This is a genomic window from Microvenator marinus, assembly GCF_007993755.1.
GTDB lineage: Bacteria > Myxococcota_A > Bradymonadia > Bradymonadales > Bradymonadaceae > Allomicrovenator > Allomicrovenator marinus.
This window is the reverse complement of the sequence record NZ_CP042467.1, coordinates 707,501-730,667: the sequence shown is the minus strand read 5'-3', so window position 1 is coordinate 730,667 and position 23,167 is coordinate 707,501. Positions and strand designations below refer to the sequence as shown.

The following is a 23,167-nucleotide window of genomic DNA, read 5'->3' as shown; positions in this document are numbered from 1 at the left end:
TGGTCCATATAGTACGCGCGTTACTCGCTTGGGCCGAGGGTCGAATGACATTTCTCGCAAATTTGGAACCTCTAAAGCTCGCTGCAAATTCTGGTAGCGACCCTCGAATTCTCGATGGCCGCGCTGTTGCAGCGGCTCTGCGCGACGAGGTCAAGCTCGGAGTTGATATCCTGCGCGAGGAGCGCGGGGTGATTCCGAAGCTTGTAGTGGTATTGGTCGGCGACGATCCCGCCTCCCAGATCTATGTCAGGCACAAGGTGCGTGGGTGCGAGGTGGTTGGGATAGAGAGTGAGCGTCGAATCCTTCCTCACGATATCTCTCAGGACACCTTACATCAGGTACTGCGCGACCTCTCTGCGGATCCAAGCGTCAATGGAATCCTCCTGCAGCTCCCGCTGCCCGACCATCTCAATGATATCATTGCCGTAGAGCAGATTTCCTCGTTCAAGGATGTGGACGGATTCCACTACAAGAATCTCGGTCGCCTGATGTCTTGGGCCAGCGTGCTTGAGCCGTGCACACCGCGCGGCGTGATGACGCTTATGAAGGCTCGAGGCATTGAGGTTCGAGGCGCGCGCGCTGTGGTCGTAGGCCGAAGTATGGTCGTCGGGCGGCCTATGGCGCAGATGCTGGTTAGGGACGATGCAACCGTGACCGTCTGCCATCGTCATACCCGTGACCTCGCCGAACACGTGGGGCAGGCGGAGATTTTGATTGTTGCGACGGGCGTTCCCGAACTCGTTAAGGGCGATTGGATTCGACCCGGCGCTGTCGTCTTCGATGTAGGGATTTCTCGGGTCGACGGGCGTCTGGTGGGCGATGTCGAGTTTGATGCTGCCCTCGAACGCGTTCAGGCGATTACTCCCGTTCCGGGTGGCGTGGGCCCGATGACTGTGGCAACACTCCTCGAGAACACACTTAGGGCTACGTTGAAGGCCCACAAACTCAAGATTGAATACGGTGCCTTAATCGAGGCTGGAGATTTTGAATGAGCGAACTCAAGAAAGTACCTCTGCACGACCGAATGGTGGCTGCGGGTGGCCGAATGGTCGAGTTTGCCGGGTACTCGATGCCCGTGCAATTCGCTGGAATTAAAGAAGAGCATCACGCGGTCCGAAACGGGGTGGGGCTCTTTGACGTGAGTCATATGGGCGAGGTCTTCTTTAAAGGGCCCGGCGCAATCGACGCCGTAGATAGGCTCATGACCAATGACCCCAAAAAACTCCAGAACTCGCAGGCAATGTACACCGCAATGTGCAATGAATCCGGAGGAATCATTGACGATTTGGTCGTCTACCGACTCGCCGATGACGAAGTTATGGTCTGCGTAAACGCGTCGCGAAGAGAAGCTGATTTTGCGCATATGAAGCAAATGCAGTCCTCGGATGTTGAAGTCATTGACCGCTCAGACGAGTTCGCACAGCTTGCCCTTCAAGGGCCGAAGAGCGAGAGCCTTCTTGCCGGACTAGTGGACTTTGAGCTCGGTGAGTTGGGTTTTTTCCACATTCGAAACGCCAAGATTGGTTCGGTGTCGGTGATGATTTCTCGCACCGGATACACCGGGGAAGACGGTTTCGAAATCTACATTCCTCGCGACCATGCCGGCCAGATTTGGGACGCGCTGATTGAAAAAGGCGCAAGTCCGTGCGGACTCGGATGCCGCGACACGTTGAGACTGGAAGCCCGCATGCTTCTTTACGGACAAGATATCTCCGAGTCCACGAACCCAATCGAAGCTGGACTCGCCTGGGTCACAAAACTCGAGCGTGACACCGCTTTTATCGGGAAGCCCGCGCTGCTCCGACTTCAGGAAGAGGGGCCACGTCGCAGGCTTCGTGGCTTTGTGCTCCAAGAACGAGGCGTTATCCGCCCCGGTTATCTGGTGTATGAACACGCCGAAGGTGGCGACCCGATGGGCGAGATTACGTCAGGGACGTTCTCTCCGACCTTGGAACAAAGCATCGGTCTGGGATATGTAGACGTAGCGTGCGCCGATCTTTCGGAACTTTATATTGATATTCGGGGGCGTCGTTCGCGCGCCCTCGTAACACGAAAACCATTTTACAAACGAAGCAAGTGAGAGTCGTATGAGACCACCCGAAAACCTGAAATATACCAAAGAACACGAATGGGTCCGCATCGAGGCCGACGGCGTTGTGACCGTGGGTATCACGCATTTTGCGCAAGATGCACTTGGTGATGTCGTCTATGCGGAGACACCCAAGGTAGGTGCTCACTTTGCCGCGGGCGCCGAGATCGGCGTGGTGGAGAGCGTCAAGGCTGTTTCAGACATCTACACCCCGGTTACGGGCGAGGTCGTTGAAGTCAACGTGAGCCTCGACGACGCACCCGAAACTATCAATGAAAGCCCCTATGAAGACGGTTGGTTTGTGAAGATCAAACTCGACAACACTTCAGAGCTCGACGGCCTTATGGATGCCGAGGCCTATATGGAGTTCTGTTCCTAAGCGCGGGCCCAATGGCTCAACTTAGGCCCGAGAATCTTTGGTGCCTGCTGCAACGCCGAAATATTGGGGCTCCCTGTCAGCACACACGCTGTCCTCAATGCCAGCAGTGTGTCTTGGCCGAAGGAGAGGGCGGCTGGAGCTCCTCCATCGTAGGCAGCCTTTAGCCAGGGTAGAGCCATGCCTGCAACGCCCGCGCCCAGCGCTATGGCCTTTGCGGCGTCGAGGCCGTTTCGGACTCCTCCTGAAGCGATGGTGTTGAACCCCAACTCTCTTGCCCAGATGATGGAGGCGGCCGTTGGTACTCCCCAGTCCCAGAACATCTGGCCGACGTTTCGCTGTTCAGGCGGTGTTCTCAAGACCTCCACGCCAATCCACGTGGTGCCTCCGGCGCCGGAGGTATCCACCCAGTTCACACCCGTGCCCTTCAGCTTTTCTAGCGCTCGCTTCGAGAGACCAGACCCAGTTTCCTTGACGATAATGGGAACACTGAGCTCTTCGTTCAGCCGTGCAATTGCGTCCAAAACGCCGCGAAAGTCACGATCACCTTCCGGTTGAGTGAGCTCCTGTCCCGGGTTCAAATGTATGCAGAGCGCATCGGCCGCTATGATGCCGACTAGATCTTCGGCTTCACTAGTGGTCATTGCAGCGGCCTGCACACCACCGATATTTCCCAAAAGCGCGATGTCTGGAGCCACATCTCGGACCTGATAAGTCGCCGCTAGGCTCCGGTCTTTCAAGATAGCACGCTGACTTCCGACCCCAAACGCGATCCCCAATTCCTGTGCCACCTGAGCCAACTCACGGTTGATTCGGGTTGCCTCATCGGCACCACCGGTCATGCCCGTAATCAGAAGGGGAGCAGCCAGTTTCTTGCCAATGAAGTCCACGCTCAAATCCACTTCAGACACGGCAAGCTCGGGCAACGAGTCATGCAACAACTCAACCTCTTCAAGCAGTGTTGTCTTGAATTGGTACTCAACGTCTTCTTTGGCGCAAAGTTCGATATGGTCTAGTTTTCGGCTGGAAATATTGCTCATCTCAGCTCCCGCTCAGGTCCGTTTATGATGCGAACTCAATCGCGTTCGATTCAATCCAAGCGTCATCCTTCATTCAGCGAGCGTTGACAAGCCGATTGAATACGTTGACGCACCGTCGTTCAACGGCCTATAGTTTCGACTCCAAGCGCGTTTCAGGGCCTAATGAAGCCTCTCTTATTCGGAAAATATTGCCTGCTCGAAAGAATTAGTGTCGGCGGCATGGCTGAGGTCTTTCGGGCTAAACCTTTGAACACACCCGAGTTCAAGGGTTATCTTGCGTTGAAGAGAATCCTGCCCCACCTCGCCGAAGATGATGAGTTCATCACAATGTTTGTGGATGAAGCCCGCCTTACGGTGCAGCTTCAGCACCCAAACATCGTGCGGATTTACGAACTCGGCCAGTTTCAGACGTCTTACTACATCCTGATGGAGTTCATCGCTGGCAAGGACGTATTGACACTTCAAAAGCGCGTCAGGAAACGAAAAGAGACGATCGGAATCGCGAACTCCCTATATATCGCGCAGAGAATCGCGGAAGGGCTAGATTTTGCGCACCGAAAAACGGGTGAAAACGGCCAACCTCTCAACATCATCCACAGAGATATCTCGCCGCAAAACGTTCTCGTGGACTACTTGGGCGATGTAAAAGTCATCGACTTCGGAATCGCCAAGGCAGCGGTCCAGAGCTCGCGGACCCAGGTTGGTGTTCTGAAAGGAAAAATGGGTTACATGAGCCCCGAACAAGTTCAGGGTTTGCCTCTAGACCACCGGTCAGACGTCTTCGCGATCGGGACCGTGCTCTGGGAAATGCTCACCAATAAGCGGCTCTTCAATGGTGAAAACGAGTTCGAAACCATGCGGCTTGTCAAGGCGTGCGAGGTACCTGCACCGAGCGAACTCAATCCAGAAATTCCGCCAGAAATAGATCAAATTGTTCTCGGAGCCCTTCAGTCCGACCGCGAACAACGCTACCAGAGCGCGGGCCATCTCGCCCAAGACTTACAGGTTTGGGCCGCTCATCTCGGTGGCAACGCGGACCGTCTCTCCAACTGGATGAGAGAGGTCTTTGCCGAAGATCTTGAGGAAGAACTGGAAAAGCGCGAAGAGTACGGATTGATCAACACTGCTGAAGACGTTCGGCGCCTTTCACTGCCCGCGTCAGGGCATTTTGATATGCCTGATGAGGACGACGGTCCTAAAACCGAGATTTGGGCGGGCGAGCCGCCAAGTCCCGCCCAAGACGACGTGGCTTTCGGTGCTGAGCACACCGTTGTTCAGGCCGGCGGATTTGATATCTCACAGCTCGATCTCATCGAAATCGAGGACAACGTTCGCGAGTTGAAAAAGGGGCCGCCGCCACTGCCGGCCTCGGTCACAGGCGCTCACCAGCGAATATCGTCAGATTTTTCCGCTGAGGGCACCAAACGAACGTTTGTGCCCGAGGAGCCCAAGAAAGACAAACGGGTATATTTCCTCGGGGCTGCGGCACTCGTACTCTTCTTCACCTTTTGTGTCGCCACTGCTGCACTACTTTTTCAACTAGTAGACAAAGATGAGACTCCTTCCGTTGATGCGGGTTCGGTAATCCTTAGCGTGACGCCAAGCGAAAACGTGGAGATCCTTCTCAACTCGGTCAAACAAACGGGTGAACTCCCGCTCAGAATCGACTACCTTGGCGAAGGTGTACACGTCGTAGAAGCCAGCGCACCGGGATTTGAAACGGCAAAAGTTGAAGTCGAAGTTAAGCCCGATACCGTGATACCGCTCGCGATCGAACTAAAGCCTGCGCTCAAAGAAGGCACCATTCAAACCAAGATCCCAACACTTACCGGGCTAAAAGTCTGGGTGAATGGTGAAGAAAGGGACACCAACGACGTTGAGCCCGCTTTTAAGATGCCCGTGGGTGTGGTCTTGTTTGAAGTCACGGCACCCGATTGGAAACCGTTCAGGGCTTTCCTGGAAGTGGAGGAGGGCGCTGAGATCAGTGTGGAGCCAAGGCTTGAGCCTGTCGGCTTTGACCTCAACATTGAGGGCGAGCAAAACAGTGTTGTTCGCCTCGATTCCAAACGGCTGGGGGTGGTTCCGGTCAAGATCGACAAGTTGAACCCCTTGGACTTACACACTCTCGAGGTGACCAATCGAGGAGGAGGAGAGGGTGTGTCGCGGTGGGAGAATTTTGTGGGACTTCCGCTTCTAGCAGAAGAGACCTTGGTCGCGGACTTCAACAAGCCCCGCGAGGTCAAAAAGAAGCGAGATTACGGCGCACTCGTACTCGATACCGGAAAGGATTGGTGGTCTGTGTGGGTTGAAGGTGTGGATACTGGGCTCATAACGCCGATCACCAAGGACCGGTCGTTGCCTCTACTCGAGGGCAAGTACACCATTCGTTTGAAACGAGGATACCAGGAGGAGACTCTTGAGATTCAAGTAGTGGGCGGAGAAACGCTGGAAATCGCTAAGGATTTGCCATTTCAATACAAGCCGTAGGCTTGAGCGCTAGATTTGGTCGGTGTCGATCCCGTGCTTAACCATCAGCTTACGGAAGTACTTGCGGTCAATGTCGGCTTCTCTAGACGCCTGGCTGATATTTCCGTGATGACGCTTCAGAAGCTCCAAAATGTAGTCGCGCTCGAAACTGGAAATCCACTCCTCTTTTGCATCTTTGAACGGTAACTCGACGAGTTGGTCGCGTCCTGGAGCGTCGATCATTGCCATCTCTTGGGAGCTCCTAAGCGGCTCGCCGGAACCCGTGATATAGTCGGGTAAGTCGTCGGGCTGCATCGTATCGGCTTCGGCGAACGAACAGGCTCTTTCAACCACGTTGACGAGCTCTCGGACGTTTCCAGGCCACGTGTAGCGCGTCAGAGCTGCCAATGCGGCTGGTGAAGCCTGTCTAACCCGGAGTTCTCCAGCAGCCCCCTTGTTGATCTCCAATTGGCCAAGGAAGTGTTTTACCAAGAGCGGAATGTCTTCAACACGTTCACGCAAGGAAGGGAGCGTCAAGCGGACCACACTCAAACGATAGAAGAGGTCCTCGCGAAAACGGCCTGCACGGACCTCTTCCTCCAAATTCCGGTTGGTCGCCGCGATGACTCGCACATTGACCGGCGTAGACTTGTTGGAACCTACACGTCTGACTTCACGCTGCTCAAGAACTCGCAGGAGCTTCGGCTGCAAATCCAACGAGAGTTCCCCGAGCTCGTCGAGGAAGATCGTGCCACCATGAGCCATCTCGAATAGGCCCTTTCGCGTCATGATTGCACCGGTGAACGAGCCTTTCTCGTGACCGAAGAGTTCACTCTCAATCAAAGATTCTGGCACCGCACCACAATCAAACACGATGAAAGGGGCTTCGCTTCGCTTGCTCATTTGGTGGATGGTCTTGGCGAAGACTTCTTTGCCCGTTCCCGTTTCACCCTCGATGACCACTGTGGCTGTCGTCGGCGCGATTTTCTCCAAAATGCCAAAAATCTCTCGCATCGCGACGGAGCGGCCCACAATACTTCCAAATTTTTCGGATTCCGAGGGAACGACTTCGACGTGCTCGTCCATCGGACTGAACTGTATCTGAGTGCTTCCCACAGTAAGGATGAGACCCGGAGCTAGAAAGGCTTCCCGAATCCTGACTCCGTTGATGAACGTCCCGTTGGTGCTTCCAGGGTCGACCAGGACGTAATCATCATCCTCTTGAACGATGCGGCAATGATGCCGGCTAACCGTCTCATCCTCGATAACCACATCGTTATCTGCTACCGTTCCAATCGAGATGACGTTCTGGTCGAAGACCAATTCGCGTTGTTTAGGCAGGCCAGGATGAATGAGCAGGCGAGCCTTGCGCAGATGGAGCGTTTTTGGGCGTCCATCCACATAAGCGATTTTTGTCGGTTGAGACTTACCGTAGAGGGGCATATGGCTCGATCCTCATCTGAAAAAGTAGCGCGCGAAGGGGTTCTGCCGAAAAATAGGCGTGTAAGATTGACTCTTACCCATAACAACCGAAGAATGTCGTTCTGAGAAGGAATATGATCTTACTAAGACGAAATTATCTTCATGAATAGGTCAAAACCAAGAGCAGCGTTATGATAGAAGCGGGCCAATACTTTGGCAAGTACCGGCTGATTCAGCGAATCGCGACTGGGGGGATGGCCGAAATCTTTCAGGCTGCGGTCACCGGCGTCGATGGCATTGACCGTATGGTCGTCATCAAAAGACTTCATAAACACTTGAGTGAAGACGCCGAGCTCGTCCGCATGCTCGTTGATGAAGCGCGGATTTCGGTCATGTTGGACCATCCGAATATCGGACAGGTTTTTGATCTCGGGAACATCAACGGCCAATACTATATCGTAATGGCGTTCATTGAAGGCATGGATGTTCACGATATCCTCGACGCGATGAAGAAGAGGCGCGAGTTCCTTCCTGTTCCTGCGGCGCTTCACATGATTGGAGAGACCTGTAAGGGCTTGCACCACGCTCATACACTGAGCGGCCCCGACGGGCGGCCACTCGGTATCGTTCACAGAGACGTGTCTCCCCAGAACATCATGGTTGGGTTTGACGGCATCGTTCGAATCGTTGATTTCGGCATCGCAAAGGCGCGAATGCGGGCCCAAACCACGCAGGCTGGGGTGATCAAAGGAAAGTTCTACTACATGGCGCCAGAACAGGCCCATGGACATCACGTTGATGCGCGGACTGACGTGTATTCTGCAGGTATGGTGCTCTACGAGATGTTGGCGGCTCGGTCACCCTATGACGATGTAGCCGACGCCGAGCTTCTCCGAGCGGTTCGAGCAGCCAATATTCCGCCCGTGTCGGTCTTCCGGCGAGATATCGACCCGCGTCTCGAACAGATCGTGATGACCGCGCTTCAAAGGGATCCTAATCTGAGGTTTCCCTCAGCGCAGATCTTCGGTGCCGCAATCGAAGAGTACGCGCACTACACGTACCCACCCGTCAATCACCGCGAACAGATGGCGCATTTCGTCAACAACGTCGCGGGACGTCGTCCGCCTGAGATCGCTCCGAAAATGGACCGACAGCAATTCCTCGCGAGCGACGGCAGTATGATTTTTGCGCGACCGTCCGACGATATGCTTCGTGGCGGCCTGCCTGGTTCCAATGACGGATTCGAGTCCACGAGGGGTGACCTTCCGAGTCATCGGGGAAATCAACCCGCACCAAACGGTATGCAGCCACGTCAGGGGCTGGCCGGCGGGTTCGATGCCCAATTCGAGCCAGACCCGAGACTCGTACCGGACTTTCAAAAGCTTCCTCAACCTCCACCGGATAGACGACCTTTCCAAAGTGCTGAAAGGCCAGTCGTCGCGAGCGCAACGGCCTCCGCTACAAATATCGCTCAAGCGATATCGAGCCCAAAGTTCATCGGTGCGGCAGTCATCTTGATCGTGGCGTTGCTGGCGGTGGTCATAGGAATTTCCACCATGGGCGGTGAGTCGGAAACTCCGGAAGTGGTCAATGCACCCGAACCAGCTGCCGCTGAACCAGTAGAGGCGATCGTTGCGCTCGCCGTGAACTCTATTCCTGCTAACGCGACGGTCTTGGTCGACGGTGAAGAGAAGGGCTCAACCCCGGTCTCGATTGACGTAAAAACCGGGAAGTCGTACCGGCTTGAGATTGTCAGGCACGGCTTCAAGACGCATCTTCAGGACGTGCACGTCAAATCGATGGCTGAACCCATCGAGGTGATGCTCGAAGAAGAAGAGGGGGTTCTGAAGATCGCTTCCTATCCTTCGGAAGCTCAAGTTAAGGTTGATAATCGCGAGGTCGGAAAGACTCCATTCAACTTCACCGGCCTGATTCCAGACAAGAAGTATCTGGTTGAGGCAACGCTCGGTGACAAGAAGCTTAGCAAGGAAGTGCAATGGAAGAAGGGCGATAGCTCGGTCATTGACGTGCTTTTCGAGTTCGAAAAGGGGATGCCAGCACCTTTGGTTGCAGCCAGCGAGGAGAGTCCAGCAGGACTCAAACGCCCAAAGCCTGCGCCTAGGAGAACCACTAGGCCTGCGAGAAAACCGAAGTCTGAAGACAAGTCACTTACGCTTTGGGATGACTCGAGCAAGAAAGAAGAGAAAGAAGAGAAAGAAGAAGAAGTCGAACAGCTCAATATCTTTGGCAATTCTGCAAAGAAGAAAACCGAGAAGAAACCATCTAAACCCAAAGAAGAAGAACCTCTCAAGCTCTTCTGAGGTCCAACATGAAACGCCCACGCGTCATTATCCGTCATTGTGACTCCTACGATCCCGAAAAAATCCGTCAAATCATTCGGGAGGGTCTAGAAGAATTGGACCTGCGACCAGAAGGGCGAACGCTCGTGAAACCGAACGTTGTGGCCTCTGGGGAACACTTTCCTCACGCCTTCACGAGACCTGAATTTGCTGAAGGCGTCGTGCTAGCGCTCAAAGATCGGGCGGAGAATGTGGACGAGATTGCTATCGGCGAGCGATGTGGCATTACGATGCCCACGAGGTTTGCGTTTAAACACGGCGGATACAACCAGCTTTCTAAAAAGACGAAGACGCCGCTCTATCATTTCGAAGAATGCACTCAGGTTGAGGTCCCGCTCTATCACGACGGGAGACTCAGGGACTCCATTTTCACACCAGAGCCCGTTGCAAAAGCTGATTTCTTCGTAAATTGCCCAAAGTTTAAAGCCCATCCGTGGACAACGGTCACCTTCAGTTTGAAGGCGTATATCGGCATTCAAGACGACCGACACAGGCTCATCGACCACGACCACAAACTTAATGAGAAGGTTGCCGACCTCCAGTACATCATTCAGCCTCAATTCATCGCCATCGACGCTATTATTGCGGGCGAAGGTCGCATGTTGACCCCGATTCCCTATGAAATGAACTTGATTATCATGGGGGACAACCAGGTCGCTTTTGACGCCGTGTGTTGCCAGATCATCAATCTTGACCCCTTGAGTGTGGACCATATTCGATTGGTACATGAGCGCGGGTTTGGGCCCGTCGACCTTGCCGAAATCGATATCAGCGGCGATGTGACTCTCGACGAAGCGCGAGAGCGTGCCTCGAATTTTCGCGTCGGACTCGTCCGGGTCGAAGACTACTTCGAAGGGACTTCGATTTCCGCGCATTCAGGCCCACCCCCGGACGGCGATGCCGAGGATTATTGTTGGGGCGGGTGTCCAGGGGCCATGGAAGAGGCGATTGAGATTCTGCGAGTCATCGATTCTGTGGACGAAAAGATGCCGAAGACCCATCTAGTCTTCGGAAACTTCAAAGGCGAAATCGACGCAAAACCCGGAGAGAAAGTGGTCTTCATTGGAGATTGCGCGCAGTTCCAGGGAACGATTCAAGGCAAGGATGTCACCATCGAGTCGACCTACGTGGATAGGTCGAACAAGAGCGTGTACGACGCGGAACATGAAGATATCTACGCAAAGATGCTCAAGATGGAATCGAAGATGTTCTCAGCCCGTAAAGACGACATCATTCGCATCTACGGTTGTCCAGTGAGCGTGGCGGAACAGGTCCTTCTCCTCGTTAAGATTGGAAAACTCAAAAATCCATATTTCGACCCTTCGATGGCCGTGAGTTTCACCAGCTGCTACCTCTCGTCCAAGACGAAGAATATGATTTCAAGATTGAGTGGAGAGCCCTATCAAGTGGCTGGGCCCACCCAGCGCGGGAAATCAAGACCCGAACAAAACCTTCCGCCCGAGGGCGTGGCACAGGACCTCGAGGTCTAGTTTTCGCCAAGCATTCGAGAAGGTGAGGCCTTGTACTTCAGGCCGTGTGCGTCGATGGAGCGAGTCGCGATATAGTCCGCGGCTTCCTCTGGGTCATCCGTCACAAGAAAGAGATCGAGGTCGCTCGCGCTGATCAAGCCTCGCTCCACCAGTACGTCTTTCATAAAAGAGACCAGGGGTTCAAAGTACTCCTTCCCAAGCAAGACAACCGGGAAGTCGTAGATTTTATCCGTTTGCATCAAGGTCAAAGTTTCAAAAAACTCGTCAAGCGTGCCGACCCCTCCCGGGGTAATCAGGAAGCCGTACGAGTATTTGACAAGCATCACCTTGCGGACAAAGAAATATCTGAACTGAATAAACCAATCGCAATATTGATTGGCGCCGGCCTCGAACGGAAGCTCAATGGTTACGCCGACACTTCTTGCGCCCACTTCGCGCGCCCCTCGGTTGGCGGCTTCCATCATGCCCGGCCCGCCACCCGTGAGCACCGTAAACCCGCGTTTGCCAAGCTCTTGGCCGGCTTGCCTTGCGAGTTCATACCAAGGTCCGTCGTTTAGACGAGCCGAGCCGAAGACCGTGACACAAGGGCCGGCGAAATGGAGCTTTCGAAAGCCACGAATGAACTCCATTGCCACCCGAAACACGAAGGCCAGCTCAAAACGCCGATGCCGAGGGCCATGTAGAAACCGGCGTTCTTCAATTTCGCGAGGTCCAGCGTCCTCGCTCTCTACGGGCTTGTTCATACAACTTCTTCCCAGCCTTTTTTGACGTTATCGGCAATCCATTCGGTAATATAGGCATCCACCATGTCACGATGCGGAGTCACACGCATATCGGTCTTGAGCGGGTCTTTGCGGCCCGGTGAAAAGTCCGTAAAGAATACAACAAACGGAGGGTAGTTCGGGTCTTCTTCGGCCTTGTTGGTGGCAAAAGCCACATACTTTCGGACCGCAACGTTGCCTTTGGAGTCCTTTTTGTACACGCCACGCTTAAGAATCGCCGATTTGCTAAGGTCACTGGACTCTGCTTTGAGCTCACGTCCTTCAAACGGCACATGTTGAAAGATCTGGTCGAGTCCAATGCTTTGAGAGTCAATGGCCTTGTCCGTACGTTCACGCACGATTGTAGGGTGAATCAGCGAAACGATAGGCAGGCTACCAAGCGCGCTCCAGCCGTCCGCAGCGTCGTATTCAAGCGCCATTCGGCGAACCGGCATATCTCGGGAGTCCGTATCCACAATATCGGATACCTTCACCTCGACCACGATTTCAGGCTTAACAAATCGGCAAAGAGTTCCTTCTCGATTGGCCATCCTGAACGAACTCGGCACTTCAATCGCGCTCAACCGTTCGTGCCAATCGAGTCGATCGGCCTCAGAAAAGCCCGTTCCGACCGAACCCAAAATATGCCATGACCCGTCGTCCCTCATCACGCCTACGGTGATCTCTCTGACCTCTGGCCGACCATTCTCTTCCCGCTCACCAAATGCCAGGACCACCGCATCGATCGTGATGAACGGCTTAATCTTGTAGGTGATGCCTTGTTCAGTTCGAGCGATAACACCTTCGTGTTTTCCAGACTTCACCCATTCATTGAAATACTCCGACGCGACATCTTTCTCGCCTTCAATCGTCGTGACCAGTGCACAACGTTTGCCGGAAGAGAAAAGCTCCTCAAGGCGCTTGTAGCGGTCCTCGTAGGCGCGATAAAGCCAGTCCTCGGAGTCCGCCTCCAGCACGTCAAATGCCCTGAACGCAAGGTTCTTTGCCAGAGAGTCATCTCCGAGACAGAGGGCGACGTGCCCGACCCTCGGCCGAGAACTTCCATCAGGAGGGACGGCGCAAAGCTCGCCGGGAATGATGATGTCGCCCGAGCCTTCAAGTGCTTTTGACGCTTCATCGACAACCGGCACTCCTTGCAAAACCCGACCATTATAAGCGCAGAGCGCAACTTCATCGCCGCGTTTGACAAGAAACCAAAGCTCACCGTCGATCTTAGTTGAGATCCAGAGTTTCCCTTCAGGGAGAAACTTCGTGATATTGTCCGGAAACACCACGCGATAACGCTTAGCCACCAACTTCTTGTAGTTTTTTAGCTTGTCGTGCAGTTCGGTATCTTCCAGACCGCCGATTGGTGATTTGCGGCCGCCTCCGTATGAGGTCCATGTGCTCGTAAAATTACTCATGTCGTGACTCGCTTGAGCTCAAGATTAGACAGGTGAAGGCGAAGCAGATAGGAATCTCCATCTACGCGACCCTCAAGGAATCCGTTGTAAGGGCTTCCATTGGTCTGAAAGATCAGTGGTGCAGGTTTCTTCTTTCCATCATCAGAATCGGCCATGGCTCGCACCAACAAAAGTTTGTTTTGGTCGCTGAGCTCTTTGGCCATTTGATAGAGGAAGTCGTAGGTCAATCCGTTGACGTGGCGGAGGCGAACCACACGACCGATTACGTACTTGCGAACCACGTCCTCGGGCGCAAAAAGGCGTCCACTCCACGGAATTGGGTTTCCGTCGGCACTCACGGTGGCTTCGACATCAATGAAATCGCCGCGCTCGATCTCCTCACCATCTGGATTGTACTTCACCAGTAGGTTCCGGGCGCAAAAGAGCACACTACCATCTTGGCGGATCCAAACGCGGTCACTCCATCCAACCCTGCGTCCAGCCTTATCAAAAGGAATCTCTGGGTCGGAATCCATCAATGCTTCGGCGAGCCGCGTATCGTCTTCAAACTTGTTGAGCAAAGCTTCATAAGTTTGCTCGTCGGTCATCTTGATCAGACGGTCGGACTTCACGGCCTGGCCATTCGAGTTCACAAAACTAACGCGCTCTTTGCGTCTAGGGGCCTCAATATTGACGTGAGCATCCCGCTTTTTCTCGTCGGAGATTCGTATCTGCCTGGTTGCCATTTAGTTTCCTTTAAAAGCTGAAGTCCAAATCGTCGTCAAACGGATCCTCGTCCTCATCTTCGGCTTCGTTTGCTGTGGCGTTCTCGTTTCGCAAGTACTCAAACTCGGTGGGCTCACCCACGATCGCAAAAATACCTTCTTCGTTTTGCAGGATGAACGCTGGGGAATCGTCGTAGCCTTTGCGATAATTGAATCGAGTCTCAAAGATATCGCCTTTTTCGAGGAGCTCTCGAAGCGTCTGCCCCAATTCTTCTGGGTCCAGCTCGTAGACACTCTTTGCAATATGATCGAGGAGTCTCGAAGCCTCGATGGGGCCGTCGAGCTGTGTGGGGACACCGAGAGTGCTCTCGACCTCGGGAAGCGGCGCTCCATCGAGGCCAACGGCCTGAAGATCACCCCGCTCACAGACCTCAAAAGCGTCGTTCAAATAGAGCGATGCGGTGCAGCCTGCGGGAAGCAGCGCTGTGCCATCACGAGTCAGAATCGCCTGAGAGCAATCTTGTCCGTTTTCATCAACAACGACTTTTTTCCGGCGCCCGTAGAGCTTTTCACGCTCAACTTTGGTCAACCCAAAGCTGCTGACCTCTCCGCCGTAATCCACCACAATCCCTCGTCCCATCGAAAACTCCTCTTCAGGTCGTTCACATTTTCCATGCCTTATAGCATCTTGAACGCAAATTTGGTCAATACCAACGCCGACGGGGAATGAAATCGCCAACTCGGAAGGTTGCCTAGATGAACCCTATCGCGTGTTCGGTTCCTTCAATCCGAGGCCCTCGATGAACCTCCAAAACTCGTCCGAAATCAAGTGGGTCTATAGCCCATCAAGCCCAATTCTCATGTTGCCACGGGCGTTGTCTAGACATTGGAAAGGGGCGTCCGATCCTGGCTACCGCCGGGCGAGCGAAGGACATGAGCCGATTTTCCCGATTTCGGTCGGAAGAGGGCAGGGACTCGTTCTTGAAGACGGTTTCCATACGGCATGGTGGCCATTGCCCGAACTTCTTGGCAGCCGTGGCAGGCATACAGGTGGGCTGATTGTACGCTGGCTTTGGGCTAAGAGCTCGGAGACTGTGGTCGAGGCGCTCAGAAGTATCCCCTTGGACTCCTACGAGCCAGAATCTTTCACTTTGAACGTGCTAGACGGGGCCATGATGCTCTTCGAGGCCAAGCAAGATGCTTCTCGGCTTGTCGATGAGATTCCCATGTTCCTCGTAGGAGGAGAGTACGCGATCTTGTCGGCAAACGTTCAGCCTGACGATGATACGTGCCTTCTCGTCCACCGCATTCAACTTATTCAGTAGACTAGAACGCTCGCCGGCCAATCACACATGTGTACGCATCTACGCTGGAGCGCTCGCACTGGTCGGCCTCACCTTCGACCTCTTCGAGAGCCTTGTTGCAGGTGTAGGTCGCAGCGGGCCAAACCAAAACATGGGTCGCGTCCATCCGGGCGGCTTGATTGCGTGCTTTGATCTCGAGCACACTTTGCTTCGTCTCCGTGACTTCGCTTTCGTGCTTCGCGACTTCAAACGAGCCGACCTTATTGCAATGTCGGGCTTTCTCACCGCCAAGGTCGGACTGGGAAAGAAGTTCGATGTTCTTTGATGACTTTGAGGAGCTCACCGTGGTCTTGCAGCCCGCGGCCATGAGCGCCAGTACGCCGAAAATTAGGAGGGTTTTTGTGTACATCATTACTCGAAGTCTAATGTTCGCAGGGCCGTCTTCCAACTAGAACTTTAGACTTAGAAAAAGATTCTGGATTCGGGGCACTTTTTTGTTGAACCAATGTTGCGAACTCGTCATCATATCAGAGTCGCGAGAATGGCTGAGGCCAGCGACTGGACTCGAGATGCACGGCACGTTGTCGAGTTCATGCGGTTGGGAACCGCGCAACCTGACTGCCGCAAAAGGAGGTGATCCAGTGAAAAGTGATTGTAGTTGTCCGACTGGAAAGATGGTGTCCCACAGTGGAGTTCGCCCGTAAAATCACCGCCCAATGCGCTTGAGGGCTGCCCATGAGGCAAAGAAATAGCGACGGTGCTTTGCGGTCGAACCGCATTCACTGAGGAAATCCCAGACACTATCGACGCCGCGTGGTACCGCTCAGTCGGACGGTCATAGACCCTCAAGTCGCCACGCGGCGCTTTTTTTTGCCTAAATGCCAACCAAAAGCCTCTCAGACCTAAGAGTTCCTTTTACGCTTTTCATCGGCATGTTGGCCATTGCGTTTGCCGCAATCTTTTTCAAACTTGCTTCTCCAACCCATCCACTCGTCGCGTCGGGACTCAGGCTGGCAATAGCTAGCGTGCTCCTCTCGCCGTGGCTCCTGCGGGCTCTAAAACGACGCACGTTGTCGCTGAGTGTGATGAAGGCTGCTGTGGTCGCGAGCATCTTCTACGCCGTGCATTTTGGGGCATGGGTTTGGTCATTGGATCTCACAACCGTTGCTGCCTCAGTCTCACTGGTTACCGCAACGCCGCTAATGCTCGCCCTTTGGGGAGTCGTTCGGAGGCAAGACGCTCCCACCGGAGGAATTTGGTTGGCCATTGCAGTCTCCTCGCTCGGTGTTTTCATCGTTTCAGGGGCCGACTTCGAAGGAAGCACGCTCCTCGGAAACGCATTGGCACTCCTCGGCGCCGTGGCGATGGCAGGATACATGTTAACGGTAAGAAGACTCGGCGCTATCGATGTTCTCGCGTTTGGCTCGGCAACTGCTGGTCTGGCATCCATTTGGCTCCTCTCGACCGCTATTTTTTTAGGGCAGTCGATTGTTCCGCCAAGTCCGACCGCTGCGTTTTTCATACTCATGGCGGCCCTGGTTCCTCAAATCATCGGACATTCAGTCATCACGTGGGTTCTGCGCTACACGACTCCCACCATCGTTGGACTGGCAACGCTTATCGAACCCGTTGCATCTAGTATTTTGGCGTGGGTGCTCCTAGAAGAGCGGCCGGGAACCATGGTGTTCCTCGGTTGTGGTCTGACTTTGATTGGCGTGAGCATCGCACTACTGCTAAAACCCCGCTAACCGGTTTCTCGAGAAAGAAATGAAAGACCAACTTGAAGTATTAAGACAGTCCTGGCGAACGCTGAGCAAAGTGCCAGGCGGCAAAAAAGCATTTTCAAAATTTGTCGGTCGAATGGCGCCGTACACCGGAACTATCGGTGCTGAAGTGTTGGAGCTCGACAAGGGTTGGGCGAAAGTCGCTCTCAAGGACCGAAAAAAGGTCCGCAACCACTTAAATTCCATCCATGCCATCGCGCTGATGAACGTGGCGGAGGTCGCATCCGGCTTGGCCTTTACTTACTCGTTGCCTCCGCGCACACGCGCCATCTTGACCGGACTTTCGATCGAATATCTCAAGAAGGCACGAGGCACCTTGGTCGCAGAATGCCGGTGTGAAGTTCCGTCCACCAACGAGCGGCAAGAGGTCGAAATCGAGGTGGTCACCAAAGACAAGCACGGAGATATCGTCACCAAGGCCCGGGCAAAGTGGATGGTAGGACCGCTCTAGGAAATCATGGGATCAATACAGGCATTTTTGGAGCTGGTGGGGCGAGAGGACGTCGATTACGACTCAGCCCTCGACATGGGCGGTGTGGTCGTCTCGGAGTCGGAGAGTTTCGAAGAATCAGTCAGTCGACTAACGGCAGAGATTCGAAATCTGACGGGCGTCGGTCAGGCGATCGCCTTTCTAACGACTGGCGCACTTCTGGAAAATGGGGCGAAGCTATTGCGCCTAGACCCCTTTGTGGACGCATACGCGAAGGCGATCTTGCCCGCGCTCAAGTACATGGAAGCCGTCCGCGCACGGGGAGTCGCAGCGTCGCCGGATTGCGAGTGTGCGCATGACGAGCTCGAATACCTGACGGCTGAAATGGAACTCGAAGTGGCCGAGGCCAATCCTGAAGGTTTTCATGCCTGGCAACTCCTAGATCTCCTAACCCGTGGGTTCTTAAGCACGCTGCTCGCCTACGATTTTCGGGGGACCTTGCCGGCCGATCTCTCGGAAAACATCGACTTCCTCGCAAAATATGAAGTCAGTGTACACTTTGTCCGGGCCTATCTCAGACTGCTCGACGAAGAGATCATCGTCATTGACCCCGTGATGCTGAAGGGAGCCCGAGTTCGTGTGAGTGGCTGTGCAGACGTCTTTCAGTTCCACACGTTGCTGGCGTCTGAACTCGATTTTTTGCCGGCCGAAGCAGAGGCTCCCTCGGATCAAGCCGTCAGCGTGGTGAAGGGAGATGGGCCAACTGAGTCCGGACATGTAGTTGTAGGACCGTGGCAGTTTTCGTCGTGGAGAGCGCTTGCCGGCGAGTTTGACCCCGAAGATACGACTCACTGGATTTGGAACGAGGCTCTGCCGTTTGACATACCTAAGCTTCGCTCGGAAAGGGTCGTTGTGCTACTCGCGCCGAGATATCCTCGCACTTGGTCTGCCTCGAGACTCTTCGAGAATGTCGAGGCCAGCGTAGAGATTGTGGGGGCGTTGGATGAGGAGCAGGTTAAGACCTACATCGACACGGCCATTCACGAATTGGAGCGTGACATCGATGTCGCCCTTTGAAACTCTGCGACCGCTCGCGAAGAAAAAATTCAATCTTTTTAAATCCACGATCGTCTAATAAACAGGCGCTGATTTCCGCCTTGCGCCAAGTTTGAGTTTGGTGGCATGGAACTCGCACCTCAGAGACGATGAAACCTAGCGGTCACGACAGGAGTCAACCATGACCAGAACAATGGAACCACAAAATCTCGAGAACAAATCGTTCGACGCGGAGACGACCGAACACCTGGTGGACTTCGCTGAGATGTTTGAGAGTCCATGCCTGATTTTCATGGCCGATGTGGGGCGAGAGCTCGTCAAACGCGGCAAGAAGCCTGCGATTCTGGATGTGGACAAGCGCCTTTCAAGCATCCCTGGGTTTCGATCCTTTGACCTCGGGCGCCCCGTCTATACGTCTCATTCATTTGACCTGATCATCTGTGACCCGCCCGCAAATGTGTCTCATGTGCAACTCTTTCACGCCCTGAAAGTGCTGACGCATTTTGATTTTGAGACGCCAATTTTGGTCACTACGACCCCGAAGCGAGCAAACGCTTTTAAGGCTGCGCTTTCACCTTTCGAAATGCGAGAGGTTGGGTTCGTGCCGCAATACGTGTCCGCTGATGAGCCCGCTAAGGAGTTCTGGGCGAACTTCGACGCGCCGCTAGGGCTCAAGCGCTAAACGCTCAGTCGAGATGCAATACAAACTCGGGGAGCATCAGAGCGGACTCCGACTCATAAAATAGAGGCAGCACGTGGGAAAGACCGTCTTTGCCGACGAGCTTTCTCAAGATCGATGCTCCAGTGACTTCAGGTTGCTGAATGTTGAGGAGCTCCGTCACCCCAAAGGCAAACCCGGATTCCTCGCTCATCTCGATTTGTTCCACAGCGAGCTCATTGGGGGCATACCCCGCGAGCTCTTCGGCTCGCTTCAACGCGTCGAGCAAGCCGCCACTTCGATCAACAAGCCTCTCGTCGAGCGCGTGTTTACCACTCCAAACGCGCCCACGAGCAGCCTTGTCAATCTGAGCAGCAGACTGCATGCGGGTGGTCGCGATCTGGTTCAGGAAGAGCTGATATCGGTACATGATGCCTGCTTCGACGCGCTCACGTTCGCGTTCGGTCCATGGCTCCCATAGTGATGAGGTCACTTCACCCATCGTGATCGGGGTCGATGAGACACCGAGCCACTCGAGCAATGCATCTGCACTGAACTTTCCGGTAAATATACCGATGGAGCCCGTGATGGTCAGCGGAGAGGCGAAGATTTCGTCAGCTCCGGCTGCTGCATAATACCCGCCACTAGCCGCGGTGTTTCCCATGGACGCAACGACAGGCTTCTTCGTAGCTAGTTTTCTAAGCGCTCTAAACATTTGGTCGCTTGCAATCGCGCTACCACCAGGGCTGTCGATGCGAACTACAACTGCCTTGTAGGAGTCGTCATTCGCAAGTGATTCACAAATCTGAGCGAATGTCTCACCTCCCGAGACGAGTTCCGGTGAAAACGGCCCTTGAGTGGTGCGCCCATCGATGATGTTTCCTTCGACCGTGATCACGGCAATTTTCTGGGAGATTCGCCACGCCTCGTCGCGGGTCTTGGAAGTCCGGTAGCCGGGTTCGATCCGTATTTCACCGAAGGCTGCGCGCAGCTGGCTTTCCAGCTCGTCAGGGTAGAGCACTGCATCCACAAGTCCCGCTTCTTTGGCTTCCGTGGGAAAAATAGGGCGCTTGTTCAAAAGCTCTTCCCAGGTAGCATTAGTCAAACGGCGTTCTCGTTGAATCGACGACGTGACATCTTCATGAATCACCTCGAGAACTTGGGTGGTCTGTGCTTTCGCTTCTTCGGATGGAGAGTCGTAGACAAACCCTTCAGGGGCCGATTTGTAGGCGCCGATTCGAATGAACTCAGCCTCTATCTTGAGCTTTTCGAGCACGCTTCGATAGCTCACCAGTCTCAACTGTAAATCGGACGGGTCAAACGATTCGGTGGGATAAAGCCAGATTTGGTCCGCTGCGCTGGCCACGTAATAGTCCCTGAGTTGTGCCTGAGCTAAGTAGACCACCACCTTCTTACCTGCCTGTTTGAGGCGGTGGATGGCCTGTCTGAGTTCCCATGACTGCGCGTACCCGAGAACGCTGTTGCCTCCGAGAAGGACCACACCATCGACTTCCGCATCACGACTAACGCGGTCTAGATCGCGAAGGAGACCGAGGAAAGGAGGGGCCGTTGGCATGAAGAACCCGCCAGATGACGCTTCAGAAAAGTTTCGATTGAATGAGAGCGTGATCCACCTGGAAGGCATTTCAAAGAGAGAGCGTTGTTTGTCCGGTGAGATCCAGTGATATGCACGGGTCGACGTGAAAGCCTCGTCTTGAAGGGAGAAAACCGGGGCCACTGCAACCCCAAGTGCTCCAAGACTCAACTCCAATCCCGTCCACACAGTATTGAGGTCAAACTCCTGGGCTTCTCCAGTATCGTGTGAGGCCTCAAGCGTGCCGAAAAGTCTCAACCCAGAGAGCGGCTCGAGCAAGGCCTTCGCGCGGTGTTCGTAGGTCGTAAGTCCACGTACCATGGTTGACTCGAGGTCGAGTTGAAGGCGTCCCTCCCAAAGCCTGAAATGAAGCCCAAGCGACGATCGCGCTCGCAAACCTTCGTCTCCAATCACAAACGGCTGGTTTAGGTCTCGGCCGACCCAGCCGAGGGCGAAGTGCTCGCCCAGGCGCCACTGAACACCCACGTCCCACGCAACGGCTTCGTCCAATGCCTGAGACGTGCGACTTCCAAAGAGATTGGAATTGAGACCGATCGCGAGGGAGTTCGTAGGACTTACGGCAAATCCGAGGGTGTACTTGTCGTAGCGGTCTAAGAGAGCTCCGCCGCTGGGCTGCTCAAGACTCTGCCAACCCAGGCCAAGTCCAATGGTCCGGTTTCCCCAGGCAAAGAGCAGGGCATGGGAGCGATTGGCGACCTCAGAATAATCATCCGTTGGAAGCTCGTAGCCGTACCCAAGTTCGACGCGATCCATAAACGCAAGTCCCGCGGGGTTCGACTCCAACGCAAGCGCGTCATCTTGGGCGCTGATCGACGAGTGGGGGCTCTGGATGCCATCACTTGGCGTCGGAGGAAGCTCCGCCGAAGCGGGAGCGGCAAGGACGGCAAGACCGCAGAGCGAGAGGGCAAGTACGCGTAAGGTGTTCACATGGACCCCTGAAAAGATCGGGACTAGTTGAAGTCAGCTTCGACGCCGTCGTTGGAAGGCGCTGGCTTTGAAGGGGAGGGCGCTGGGGCCATCGGTTGAGACCCTTGTGCGATGATATTCTTCATCTGGGTCACCATCAGCGCGAATTCCTTGGAGTTCATCGATGAATTCACCGTGACCGATGTCTTCTTAGAGCTGGCCTTCAAATTCGACACGAGCGGTGCTGCGCCTGTCATTGCAACCATTGGATTTGATGCCTGTACTTTGAGCCCCTCAAAGTCTTTGACGGCCTGTTCGGCATCCTTCTTATTGGCCATGTCCGCAACCATCTTGAAGATCAGGCCGCTTTTCAAGTCAATGGTTAGGCCAGCACGGTTCATCTTTGGACCCTGCTGAGGGAGCTCGCGAGTGATGCCAACCATCCATAGCCCTTTCTTTGTATCGATGGAGCTCATTGACGCAACGACGTCCGAGTTCTTTGACGCACTGAGTTTTGGCCCTTTGATGGTGGCAAAGGTCGCCTCGACGAATGGCTCTGAGCCGACCCCGAGGACAAACACATCCTTGGCAGGAAGTGCGAACTTGAATGCCCCAACATCGTAAACCGCCGCTTCTTTCTCGCCTGTGACCTTCATGTCCGGAAAACGTTTGCGCGCGGACTCAATGACCTTTTCGGAATCAAGTGGTGCTCGCATGGCTAGAGAAAGCGTGGAGTTGACCTGCGGCGTAGTCATAGCTTCCGGAAACGCGAGCACGAGGCCTTGGATATCCTTCTCCGGGGACACATTGAGCTCGGCCTGCATGAAGTTCATGATCTCCGCAAGACGAGGCTGAGCCCGCGCGAATGCGAAGACTTCTGAGTAGACTGGACTAGTTCTGAGCTCTGAGAAATTTGCCCCGATCAACACCTTGGACGTCCCAGGAACGTACTGTGTAAGGTCCGCTGATTGGGCGGCAGCAAATTGAGGGATGAGAAGGAAGACGAGGAGCAATAATAAGCGATTAAACATGTTCAAATCTCAGAAAGCCGTCTCCGGCATATAAGTTGTGGCTTCACAGGCTAGTAGACCCCATAAGGCACTTCAACCTTGATCGTAGGGTAAAAATTCCGGCCCTCGTCGCTCCTCAGCCCTCGACGATCGTAACCTTCAGCATCTTCACCGGCTCGATCGGCCTATCCGAGCGATCCGTGCGTGTGGACTCGATCTTCTGAACGACGTCCATACCGGATGTGACACGGCCGAAAACGGGATGTTTGGAC

Annotated in this window: 21 protein-coding genes (1 of these 21 only partly in view); 11 read left to right on the top strand and 10 right to left on the bottom strand. The window is 54.3% G+C overall.

What is annotated here, in order from left to right; translation table 11 throughout:
- Positions 1–44 precede the first annotated feature (44 nt).
- The 3 genes from FRD01_RS03100 to gcvH are packed head-to-tail and all read left to right on the top strand — an operon-like array spanning position 45 to position 2,468.
- Complete coding sequence (locus FRD01_RS03100; protein WP_146957548.1) at positions 45–992, top strand: bifunctional 5,10-methylenetetrahydrofolate dehydrogenase/5,10-methenyltetrahydrofolate cyclohydrolase; 948 nt, start codon at positions 45–47, stop codon at positions 990–992.
- Positions 989–2,080, top strand: a complete 1,092-nt coding sequence (gcvT, locus tag FRD01_RS03095; RefSeq protein ID WP_146957546.1) for a glycine cleavage system aminomethyltransferase GcvT — start codon at positions 989–991, stop codon at positions 2,078–2,080. The genes FRD01_RS03100 and gcvT overlap by 4 nt, the downstream gene beginning before the upstream one ends.
- A gap of 7 nt (positions 2,081–2,087) precedes the next feature.
- Positions 2,088–2,468 (top strand): glycine cleavage system protein GcvH, encoded by a 381-nt coding sequence (gene gcvH / locus FRD01_RS03090; protein WP_146957544.1) that lies wholly within the window; start codon positions 2,088–2,090, stop codon positions 2,466–2,468.
- Here gcvH and fni read toward each other — a convergent pair.
- On the bottom strand, positions 2,465–3,505 hold the full coding sequence (fni, locus tag FRD01_RS03085; protein WP_146957542.1) for a type 2 isopentenyl-diphosphate Delta-isomerase: 1,041 nt from the start codon (positions 3,503–3,505) through the stop codon (positions 2,465–2,467). The two genes, gcvH and fni, sit on opposite strands and share 4 nt — an antisense overlap.
- A 162-nt stretch (positions 3,506–3,667) precedes the next feature.
- Between fni and FRD01_RS03080 the strand changes: the two genes are divergently transcribed.
- Positions 3,668–5,992 carry a serine/threonine protein kinase gene (locus tag FRD01_RS03080; RefSeq protein WP_146957540.1) on the top strand — a complete coding sequence of 775 codons (2,325 nt, stop codon included), beginning with the start codon at positions 3,668–3,670 and terminating at the stop codon, positions 5,990–5,992.
- A 9-nt stretch (positions 5,993–6,001) separates the two neighbouring features.
- Here the strand turns inward: FRD01_RS03080 and FRD01_RS03075 are convergent, their stop codons facing one another.
- A complete protein-coding gene (locus tag FRD01_RS03075; RefSeq protein ID WP_146957538.1) occupies positions 6,002–7,414 on the bottom strand; it encodes a sigma 54-interacting transcriptional regulator in 1,413 nt (470 codons plus the stop codon).
- A gap of 170 nt (positions 7,415–7,584) precedes the next feature.
- Between FRD01_RS03075 and FRD01_RS03070 the strand changes: the two genes are divergently transcribed.
- Both FRD01_RS03070 and FRD01_RS03065 read left to right on the top strand, forming a co-directional pair.
- Positions 7,585–9,714, top strand: coding sequence for a serine/threonine-protein kinase (locus FRD01_RS03070; RefSeq protein ID WP_146957537.1), 2,130 nt, complete (start codon positions 7,585–7,587; stop codon positions 9,712–9,714).
- An 8-nt stretch (positions 9,715–9,722) separates the two neighbouring features.
- Entirely contained in the window at positions 9,723–11,243 is a 1,521-nt protein-coding gene (locus tag FRD01_RS03065; RefSeq protein ID WP_146957535.1) for a DUF362 domain-containing protein, read from the top strand.
- Here FRD01_RS03065 and FRD01_RS03060 read toward each other — a convergent pair.
- The 4 genes from FRD01_RS03060 to FRD01_RS03045 are packed head-to-tail and all read right to left on the bottom strand — an operon-like array spanning position 11,240 to position 14,772.
- A complete protein-coding gene (locus tag FRD01_RS03060; protein WP_146957533.1) occupies positions 11,240–11,986 on the bottom strand; it encodes an LOG family protein in 747 nt (248 codons plus the stop codon). The genes FRD01_RS03065 and FRD01_RS03060 overlap by 4 nt on opposite strands.
- Positions 11,983–13,428, bottom strand: coding sequence for an ATP dependent DNA ligase (locus FRD01_RS03055; RefSeq protein ID WP_146957531.1), 1,446 nt, complete (start codon positions 13,426–13,428; stop codon positions 11,983–11,985). Before FRD01_RS03055 ends, FRD01_RS03060 begins: the two co-directional genes overlap by 4 nt.
- Positions 13,425–14,153, bottom strand: a complete 729-nt coding sequence (locus tag FRD01_RS03050) for a hypothetical protein (protein WP_146957530.1) — start codon at positions 14,151–14,153, stop codon at positions 13,425–13,427. Before FRD01_RS03050 ends, FRD01_RS03055 begins: the two co-directional genes overlap by 4 nt.
- 10 nt (positions 14,154–14,163) lie before the next feature.
- Positions 14,164–14,772 (bottom strand): hypothetical protein, encoded by a 609-nt coding sequence (locus FRD01_RS03045; protein WP_146957528.1) that lies wholly within the window; start codon positions 14,770–14,772, stop codon positions 14,164–14,166.
- A 160-nt stretch (positions 14,773–14,932) separates the two neighbouring features.
- On the opposite strand from FRD01_RS03045, the gene FRD01_RS03040 reads away from it, so the two are divergent.
- A complete protein-coding gene (locus tag FRD01_RS03040; protein ID WP_146957526.1) occupies positions 14,933–15,457 on the top strand; it encodes an Imm21 family immunity protein in 525 nt (174 codons plus the stop codon).
- A gap of 1 nt (position 15,458) precedes the next feature.
- Here FRD01_RS03040 and FRD01_RS03035 read toward each other — a convergent pair whose 3' ends face one another.
- On the bottom strand, positions 15,459–15,845 hold the full coding sequence (locus tag FRD01_RS03035) for a hypothetical protein (RefSeq protein WP_146957524.1): 387 nt from the start codon (positions 15,843–15,845) through the stop codon (positions 15,459–15,461).
- Positions 15,846–16,314: 469 nt separating this feature from the next.
- On the opposite strand from FRD01_RS03035, the gene FRD01_RS03030 reads away from it, so the two are divergent.
- The 4 genes from FRD01_RS03030 (at position 16,315) to FRD01_RS03015 (ending at position 19,388) form a co-directional block, all read left to right on the top strand.
- The gene (locus FRD01_RS03030) at positions 16,315–17,184 is read left to right on the top strand and encodes a DMT family transporter (RefSeq protein ID WP_146957522.1); all 870 of its coding nucleotides are present in this window, start codon (positions 16,315–16,317) and stop codon (positions 17,182–17,184) included.
- Positions 17,185–17,203: 19 nt separating this feature from the next.
- Entirely contained in the window at positions 17,204–17,671 is a 468-nt protein-coding gene (locus tag FRD01_RS03025; protein WP_146957520.1) for a hotdog fold domain-containing protein, read from the top strand.
- Positions 17,672–17,677: 6 nt separating this feature from the next.
- Positions 17,678–18,727, top strand: a complete 1,050-nt coding sequence (locus FRD01_RS03020) for a hypothetical protein (RefSeq protein WP_146957518.1) — start codon at positions 17,678–17,680, stop codon at positions 18,725–18,727.
- Positions 18,728–18,887: 160 nt separating this feature from the next.
- Positions 18,888–19,388, top strand: coding sequence for a hypothetical protein (locus tag FRD01_RS03015; RefSeq protein ID WP_146957516.1), 501 nt, complete (start codon positions 18,888–18,890; stop codon positions 19,386–19,388).
- Positions 19,389–19,392: 4 nt separating this feature from the next.
- Here FRD01_RS03015 and sppA read toward each other — a convergent pair whose 3' ends face one another.
- The 3 genes from sppA to FRD01_RS03000 all read right to left on the bottom strand — a co-directional run.
- Complete coding sequence (sppA, locus tag FRD01_RS03010) at positions 19,393–21,906, bottom strand: signal peptide peptidase SppA (RefSeq protein WP_146957514.1); 2,514 nt, start codon at positions 21,904–21,906, stop codon at positions 19,393–19,395.
- A 23-nt stretch (positions 21,907–21,929) separates the two neighbouring features.
- A complete protein-coding gene (locus tag FRD01_RS03005) occupies positions 21,930–22,916 on the bottom strand; it encodes a hypothetical protein (protein ID WP_146957512.1) in 987 nt (328 codons plus the stop codon).
- A 115-nt stretch (positions 22,917–23,031) separates the two neighbouring features.
- On the bottom strand, positions 23,032–23,167 hold the end of the coding sequence (locus tag FRD01_RS03000; RefSeq protein WP_146957510.1) for a peptidylprolyl isomerase. The gene runs 383 nt beyond the window's last position; only the last 136 of its 519 coding nucleotides appear in the window; its start codon lies off the right edge, out of view — the gene reads right to left on this strand; the stop codon is at positions 23,032–23,034.